4 protein-coding genes and 1 rRNA gene are annotated in these 9,030 nt (G+C 43.4%); 4 read left to right on the top strand and 1 reads right to left on the bottom strand.

Annotation, left to right across the window (positions count from 1 at the left end; all coding sequences use genetic code 11):
• The 3 genes from rrf to K7A41_RS04390 form a co-directional block, all read left to right on the top strand.
• Nucleotides 1-88: ribosomal RNA gene (gene rrf / locus K7A41_RS04400) — 5S ribosomal RNA — on the top strand; the annotation flags it as partial.
• Between the two features lie 852 nt (nt 89-940).
• Nucleotides 941-1,141: a hypothetical protein gene (locus K7A41_RS04395; RefSeq protein WP_265712769.1), complete on the top strand. Its 201-nt coding sequence runs from the start codon at nt 941-943 to the stop codon at nt 1,139-1,141.
• Between the two features lie 29 nt (nt 1,142-1,170).
• Nucleotides 1,171-2,946: a hypothetical protein gene (locus K7A41_RS04390; protein WP_265712768.1), complete on the top strand. Its 1,776-nt coding sequence runs from the start codon at nt 1,171-1,173 to the stop codon at nt 2,944-2,946.
• Between the two features lie 240 nt (nt 2,947-3,186).
• Here K7A41_RS04390 and K7A41_RS04385 read toward each other — a convergent pair whose 3' ends face one another.
• Nucleotides 3,187-5,316, bottom strand: coding sequence for a hybrid sensor histidine kinase/response regulator (locus tag K7A41_RS04385; RefSeq protein ID WP_265712767.1), 2,130 nt, complete (start codon nt 5,314-5,316; stop codon nt 3,187-3,189).
• 400 nt (nt 5,317-5,716) lie between these two features.
• Here K7A41_RS04385 and K7A41_RS04380 point away from each other — a divergent pair, with 400 nt between their 5' ends.
• Nucleotides 5,717-9,022: a SusC/RagA family TonB-linked outer membrane protein gene (locus K7A41_RS04380; RefSeq protein ID WP_265712766.1), complete on the top strand. Its 3,306-nt coding sequence runs from the start codon at nt 5,717-5,719 to the stop codon at nt 9,020-9,022.
• Nucleotides 9,023-9,030 lie beyond the last annotated feature (8 nt).

Genomic DNA, 9,030 nt, shown 5'->3' with positions numbered 1-9,030 from the left:
TACCTCTTCCCATTCCGAACAGAGCAGTCAAGCCCGCCAGAGCCGATGGTATTGCCGTAACAGGTGGGAGAGTAGGTCGGTGCCTTTTTTTACACGGAAGCCCTTGCTGGAAACAGTCAAGGGCTTCTTTCGTTTTGAGCCTCTTATATTCCTCAGATGGATGACCCGAGTGAACCGCTCTCTGCGGATACCGGAAACGGTTTATGGGCATGTACGGTCCTGATATACTGCCGTACGGTATACAGTCATAAATGTCCGTATCTCGGCTTTTATGCGTTATGATAAATACATTTATGTTTTAACGCATAGTCTATCGAAGTCCAGATCTGGTCAAGCTTCCAGCTTTTACTATGCCATATTTACCTTTTTGGGGTACTAATCACATTATTCACCTTCACGCGTATTGAACGCGTATCCGTGAAACTTCTCTTTGTTTCCATTGTCTGGCAACTTAATTAAAGAAATGGTTATGAACATGTAGTCGGTGATCTGTTTTCAGTGATGTCACTATAGTATTTAGAAAATCAAGCGTTGTGATCTAGAATTTTTAGTTGTTTTCTTTTCTCATAAGAATAGCATATCGTCGGCGATAACAATAAGTCAATTGAATTATCGGTTGATTGCGTGTACTATGTAAGATTATTCAATTTTGAAGATTTATTTTAAAATATGCTTAATCCGGCTATTGAATAAACAAATAAAATATCCTTAAGCTAATTAATTATTAACAGGAGAATTCAATGTGCTCATGTGACATAGTTACATTACACCATCTTTTAACGCTGAATTTTTATAGCATTTGGTCCAATGTGTTAGCTAAGCGGTATAAATGTGATAGCAATGTGATAGGGTTATTTTGGAGGTTAATGGAATACAATATTAATCTTTGTAGAGTCGAAAAGAGCCAGATATCGATTTCGTTAACTAACTATACAAAAACATGAGAAGAATTAAAATTATGGAAAAGAAAATCTACATGAAACCTGCTATAGACATTGTGCAGGTAGAAATGGAAGAAGGCATTGCTGCCGGATCCAATGGTTCGGGTCAGCCCGGAGGCGGATCCGGTGTTCAGGAGGATGATTGGATCAATGGTGGATCAGAAACTAAAGATCCAAGTAGCGGTGAATGGTGGCAATAAACTAACAGTCTAAACTCTAATACCAAAATATGAAAATAACGTATTCAATCGCAAAGATTAAATTATCTGTTGCGGCACTTTTAATTATAGCTGCTTCCTGTAGTAAAGATAAAGCAAACAACAACCTTGAAGTAAATCAGGACGGTGTGCGGCTTACACTAATGGAAGGAGAGTTTACTGACAATGAATCGATCAATACGAAGGCCTCATCAAATCGCACAGTAGTAGAGCCTGCTGTGCTGTATAAGGAGGTGCAGTCTGGTCCTTTTACGGTGACTGCAGAACTTTCAGAAAACACTACTGCGTCGGGACTAAAGGCATCTGCTGGTAAAAAAGCGGCAGCCAAACCTCTTTCGTTAAGAGGGGCCGTGAAATATCGCATTGTGGCGTTTGAAACGGATGGTACCTATGTCGATCAGGCAGTAGGCGACGCTTCTGATCCGAATCAGGTCTTTTTTGGAGATAAGCTTGTAGCGGGACAAAAGTATAACTTTTTTATCTATTCTTTCGGTTCGACGACAGATGATCCGCCAGCTGTGGATCCCTCCAAGAATATGTTTCCCACGAGTGATCCGAATAGCGGATTTACATTAAATTATCCGGGCGTTACGGAAAGTAATGGAGACTATATGTGTGCTGTTGAGAAGGATGTGACAATCCTTGGCAATAATACGGCAACACCATTGACAACGCCACTGCAACACATGTTTACGCGTGTCAACATTCTGGTTGATAACAGCGATGCTACCGGCACTTTTGGACAACCTAATTATCAAAAGGGAGGATACATGTCAGAAGCTGCTGTGAATGGTTTTATCGACTATACTCCGGGCTCGGTTACTGCGCCAATTGTTGACATGAGTACTGGAAAGGTTATTGCCGGCACTGGGGTCAATCAAGCTCCTGATTATTACCAGATGCAGAATCTCAGTACAACCGCACAGACTGTTATTGTAAATCAGCAAGGGCTACCGGATTTTCAACTTGCTATTAAGATCAATGCGGGAAGCATCAAAGTAGGACATGATGTTAATCCTAATGATGTTTATTTCAACTTCTCAAATAACGGCCAAGGCCTTAAGCCGGGCTATTCATATACCCTGAAACTACGTTTTAACAGCGACCGCTATGTGAATGCATCCAATCAGACGAGAAGTGCTACAGATGCTGATGCGCGCTATGCCGTCATAGCTGGGCATCGCTGGGATCGCTATAATCTTGGAGTGGCCAATCTGAATCCAGCAGTTAATGATCCAGATGCTGTGCCATCAAACCAGGGCTTATATGGAAATTATTATCAATGGGGGCGTCAGGCTGCTGTCGCGAATGCGTACAGCGGCGATGGCGCAATTGCGGGATGGAACACGACGCCCGCACCTGATGGTTCCTGGAACAGCGGCACAGAAGCTGCTCCTATCAAGGCGCCATTGGATCCTTGTGGTACGGGAGATCGAGTACCTACGCCGGCAGAATATACCCGCTTAGGAAATAGTACGCGACACACTTCGATCGGAAATTGGATTCCATTTTCGGGTACTTCAGTTGGATTAGGAGACTTCACTGCAGCGCATGTTATGACGAGCCGAAAAAGTAGCGATATCAAATTGAGTTTTCCGGCTGCTGGCCATAGAGAAACCGTTGATGGATCACAACGCGTTAGACAAAGTTCCGCAATTTATTGGTTAAATACAGAAGTGGGCGGAAATGATCGAGCAAGACAGGGACGTGGTTTCCAGACCTCTTGGGATACATCCAACTACTTTAAAAGAGCTGGTTACCCAGTACGTTGTATTCAGGACAAATAAGCACTCTATATCTACCTTATAGCCATAGATAGGTGATGGAATGCCGATAGCAATATTTGTTATCGGCATTCCTTTTTATTTTCCTCTGTTGCTTGTCGATCGGCTCGTCATCGTACAGCTATACATGGTATTTGTAGACTATATACCAACCCTTGCACTTCGGCTGGAAGTGCAGTGCAGAAGGTTTTCTTGTGACTAAGACCGTTTCCTCATGAGCGAAGCTTGTTTTTAAACAAGATACTAGCGGTCTGCCGATGTTAGGATCTGTTTCAATGTTGCCATTTGAAAGGGTTTGACCATGACACCATCAAATTGATGCACTTGTCCTTCCGGTACCCGCACGCTGACCTGGGACTCGTCCGATGTCAATGCGATAACGATACTTTTAAAACCCTGTGCTGCATTTTGATCTTTCACAAAGTTCAAAATGTCCCAGCCACTCAGTTCTTTCATATTGAGATCTGTGATGACAACATCGGCAGCATTGGATTGAAGGTATGTTCTGGCGGCATGAGAATCCTGGAAGATCTGGACATTTTTAAATTGTTGTAAGTTCTGCTTGACAAACATATTGTTGATCGGGTTGTCATCGATAACAACAAAGTGCAATTCTGTGGGTACCTTGTGCGATTTGACTATTTGCTTAGGAGCTATCTTCTCATCAATGACGGGTACAGTCAGCATAAAGGTCGAGCCTTTTCCCTGCTGGCTGCTGACGGACAAGGTGCCGTTCAGTTGCTCTGCCATGAGTTTGGAAATATGCAATCCAAGGCCGAAGCTGTTTTTAGACTTCAGATCCGTCATGTAATATTGCTCAAAAATATGCTCCTGATCTTTGGCGGCGATCCCTTTTCCTGTATCGATGACCTGTACATGCAAGGCTTTAGCACCTTCAGATGTCATAGAAGCCCGTACTTCAACCTGCCCTTTATCGGTATATTTAATCGCATTGCTGAGTAGATTTGACACAATCTGCCGTACGCGATAAGCACCACTTTTGATCAGGATGTCCTGATCTATGTTGATCTGGCTAATTAGCTTTAATCCTTTTTTGTCTGCCTGACTTCGATGCATTTTTATCAGATTGGTCAATAGCTGGGCCGGAGAAAAATACTCCTCTTTGATTTCCAGCATGCCTGATTCCAGCTTGCCCAGATTGAGGATGTCCTCAACGGTGACGTTAATGTCGTGGATATCTTCCGTAATCGTGTCGAGCAGAGCAGGACTGACCCGATTGTTAGCGGTATTGTCCTTTATAAGGTCAATGATACTCACCAGTGAATTTAACGGGGTACGGACATCGTGGCTGACATTAGCCAGTATACTCGCCTTTTCCTTCGCTGTACGCAATGCGTAGTCCCTCGCTGCCGTGAGCTTCCGCTCATAGATTATCGTATTGTAATGGTAATACAAAAGTAAAGTGACCATGACAATCATTAGCACAATAGATGCAATCACCTGATTGCCGAAAATAGCCGAATTTTTCTTATATAAACTAAAGTCTTTTATTTCGGCAGCTCTCAATGTTTCGTCTTCATGGCTCTTGATCTTCAGCAAAGCTGTACTGATGGTGCTGAATAAAGCGTAATTGGATTGCAATAACTGCCGTTCTTTTTGCTGTAGCTGCGCAAAGGAATGACGTATTTTGCTGAAATCCTGTTTGTAGAACGATTCATTCTGCTCGATTAAAGTCTGAATCTGGCTGTGTATCGCTTTGATCTGATTTACATTAAACTGCTGCTCTAATTTATCGGCAACTAAGGTGTCATTTTTAGCTTTGAAAATCCGGTTGAAGAGACTTCCTTTTTTTCGGACGATGGTGTCTTTTTTTGTTACATTCAACGCAGTATCCCGCAATATACGGTTGATCACAGAATCTGCATCGATCTTGTTCTTTCCCGGAAGAACGGAACGGTTCGTTTTTGTGAGGAGGGACAAGGAGTCTTTCGCCAAAAAGATCATATTGTCGACCGATTGTTTAATCCGCGCAAATTCATCGGAAAGGTGGATATTATGTTCCAAAGGTGCTGCGTTCGAGAAAGAAATCCCTTTTTGTGATGATAGAATAGATAGGGAATCGATGTAAAAACGAAGGCTGTCCAGACTCTTTGTATAATTCGCCAGGTTTTCAGCACTAAAATCTACCGTATAGGTGCGGAAAGCGCTTCCTGCCACATTATAAGAAGCGAAAAGCCTAAAAAATAAGCTCGTTAGCTGGTTCTTTGAACCGTAGGCTTTGTTCAACCGGGCTTCGGTTTTTTGGTATTCTATATATTGGTAGGTGAATATCGATCCGATATACACTAAAGAAACAATGAGGAAAGCAATCAAAATTGTCCTGAAAATAAATATTTTTTTATTGTTTTTCACGGTAGTATTCTTTCATCCAATAAATTAACTATAGCCTATTTTATCTGTTTGGAAATCAAATTTAAGACTAATATGTGAGAATAGATGACCGGATTGTCAAGATATAGCTACATTATAGCAAAATAGCATAAGCGTGTTGATCCTGTCGAGCTGTAAACAGCTGGTTCGGATGTACCGACTTTGTTTCGAGTATTATAAAATTTTAATAATTAACCTGAATTGATCGAATAATTTAAGAAGGTGTTTAGAAAAAAAATATATAAAATCGTTTGAATTTTACGATCTTTTATTTAATTTCCTGTATTACTAACTGTCTTTTGTTATTTTTTTATAAAAGACATGTAAACTAAAACCTGTGGTAAACTGTTATGTAACTCTTATCTAAACCACCATCTTAATTATGAAAAAGAACTATCTTTTTTACAGGAAAGCAAGGCCATTAAGCTTATTGGGCCTTGGTCTTTTGTGCTCGTCTCCTAATGTGTTCGCGAGCTATTCTGAATCGGCAATCTTGCATGCTGTGGTTGAACAGCAACAGATTTCAGGTCAGGTAAAAAACGAAAAGGGTGAACCGCTTGCTGGGGCCACGATTACCGTCAAAGGCACTACAGTGCAGGCCTCCACCAATGTAAACGGCATCTTTTCTATAAGGGCCAAACAGGGCGATATCCTGATCGTCAATTACCAGGGCTATGCACGGCAGGAAGTAACTGTTGCAGCCGGATCTGTTTCCGTCACCATGATATCGAATGCGGAGTCTCTGGAGGAAGTAGTCATCGTGGGCTACGGAAAGCAAAAGAAAGGAAACCTGACTGGAGCAGTGGCTGCCGTCAACTCAGAGCAGCTCAAAAATATTTCACCATCGAACCTGTCAAATACCTTGGCTGGACGGGCCGCTGGCGTCAACGTCACGAATACCTCCGGTATGGCGGGGGCTTCTTCATCGCTACGTATTCGGGGCGCATCCGTCGAACCACTTTATGTCATTGATGGTGTTGTCCGTGACAAGGCAGCCTTTGATGCCCTGGAGGCCAATGAGGTCGATCAGATGAGCTTTCTGAAAGATGCCGGTACTGCCGCAGTATATGGCACCCGTGCAGGGAATGGAGTGGTACTGGTAACCACAAAAAAAGGAACGTCGCAGGCTCCGGTATTCAACGTGCAGAGCAACTATTCGTTTAGTTCGCCCACGCAGACACTGCTAGCCAATTTAACCACGGCAACAGATGAACTGATCTACCAAAATAGGGTTTCACAATTCCGTTGGGAGCAAGGTAATCGAAGTAAGCCTTGGACGGCACCGAATGGACAACGCGAGTTTGATTATTTTAAAGATAAAAATTACAATGCCAATGATGTTATCTGGCGGAATCCCTTCAGTCACCGTCAGTCTATCGCCGTCAATGGCGGAGGCGATAAAATTACGTACTACGCCTTGCTCAGTTATCGGAAAGAAAATGGCTCTTACAAATCACTGGAGCACGAAAAGTTTAATCTGCGTAGTAATATTTCCGCGAAGATCAGTGATGCCTTCAGCATGGATTTTAATATTTCAGCTAACCAGACTAACTCTAACCGTTTCTTCTGGCCATTCAGCACCTCGGCAAATGACGATGATTTTGATGTGTCTGACTTCTATCGTGTGACGTTTAACTGGCCAAAGATGTATCCTTTTTACCTGACGGCGGACGGTACGCCGAGTAACACACCTACAGCCTATCCAGTACAGACACCCATGGGGAGCTGGCAGGCTTGGAATGTCATCGATCAGGTTATCGGCGACCGTTATATCGACCGCAAGGTCCGCCAGGTCAATCCGATCATGACGCTCAATCTCAAGTTGGACAAATGGGTAGAAGGTCTGTCCACGAAATTAATGGGAAGTTATGTTGCAGAAGATTACATGCGTAAACGCTACATGAGCTTTCAGAAGAATTATACCTTTACGTCTCTCAATCCTGACGACAACCGTTTTATACCAGCCCCGCCCTCGGAAGACCGTATAAATATTTTCACCTTTAGTCAGGCCCAGCCTTTCATGGACTATAACCCACAACGAAAATGGCAGTATCAGGTTGACTGGTTTCTGAATTATAACCGCAAGTTTGGCAAACATGGACTGGACGCGCTAGTCGTCTATGAACAATTTAAGTCGGGAACAACCAATATTACCTCCAGGGCCGAGAACCCGGTTATTCCATTGGATCAGATGTATATTTATCCAACGGATAGGAGCATGCGTTCGACGGACGCTTTTGAGTTGATGGATTCAAGACGGGGAGTTATCGGCCGCGCCAACTATAACTATGCGGATAAATATATCGCCGAATTCTCGTTCCGCTATGACGGTTCACCACTGTTTCCTAATGATAAGCGCTGGGGTTTCTTCCCCTCCATGTCATTAGGTTGGCGTGTGTCGGACGAAAACTTTTTCTCATCCCTCAAGAACACTGTTAGTGACCTAAAATTGAGAGCCTCATACGGAAGCTCGGGCAACTTTGTTGATGTGGAAGGCTATTCGATACTTCCCTATTCCTATATGGAGAAATATAGTTCGATCATCACTTCGCGGTCGGGCAGCAGAACTCCGGTGCCGGGATATATTTTCGGAGATAGCTATTACACCGGATTGACCTACTTGGATAACCCAACGATGAACCTAACCTGGACGAAGTCGAAAAGTTATAATGTCGGTGTGGATTTTGGTTTTGCAAACAATAAACTGACCGGAAGTCTGGATGGATTTATCCGTAAGGAAACAGATATTTTGGGCACTAGAGGAATCAAGGTGCCGGACAACTATGGCCGGGCACTTGCCCCTGAAAACTACGCAGCCCGAAGTTTTAGAGGAGGGGAGCTCTCGCTTAACTGGAATGATAAAGTTGGGGAGCTGTCTTATGGGCTGAACGCCAATATGGGCTATGCCAAAGATCGTTGGGATATTTTTGATGAAGAGCCATCTTATGGTCCCGGAGGGAGAGAACATTTCCGTTCTAAAGTGGGACGCCCCGAAAACAGGATTATCGGCCTGGAAGCTTCGGGGCTAGTGCGTTCACAGGCGGAAGCAGATGCACTAAAAGAAAAAGGCTTTAAGACCTACGGGCGTGATCCTTATCCGGGAATGATCCTTTATAAGGATATCCGTGGACAGAATTATTCCGATCAGCCCGACGGTATTATTGATGATAATGATATGGAGCTGCTGTCGGAAAATAATACACCCCGCATCAACTATGGATTTGGGTTTAATGCAAGCTGGAAAGGTATCTATCTATCAGCGCTGTTCCAAGGTGTATTAGCCTATGACCGTGTCATCAGCAATCAGGAAGGTGCGGGTATGCGTCAGCATGGGGATACCTTTAGGCCTTACTATCCGATCTGGACTTCGGATGTCTGGACACCGGAGAACCCGGATGCAAAATATCCGCGTCCCGTAGGATACAACTGGCAGGAATCTGGTGCGGCATCCTCTACCTTCTGGATCCGAAACGGTGCCTATATGCGGTTAAGAGATCTAAATGTGTCATATACGTTACCGCAGTCCATCACGGAAAAAATCAAAATGAAAAGCGTCAATGTGTTCTTAAATGGAACTAATTTGTTCGTTTTTTCACCGATGAAAGAGTTTCACGATCCTGAGCAAAAGATGTACGATTCTTACCCGGTAATGAAGACTTTTACACTCGGGCTTGATGTTAAATTTTAATTGCTTTT

Source organism: Sphingobacterium sp. InxBP1 (assembly GCF_026191775.1).
GTDB classification, from domain to species: domain Bacteria; phylum Bacteroidota; class Bacteroidia; order Sphingobacteriales; family Sphingobacteriaceae; genus Sphingobacterium; species Sphingobacterium thalpophilum.
This window is presented reverse-complemented; position numbering and strand designations above follow the sequence as displayed.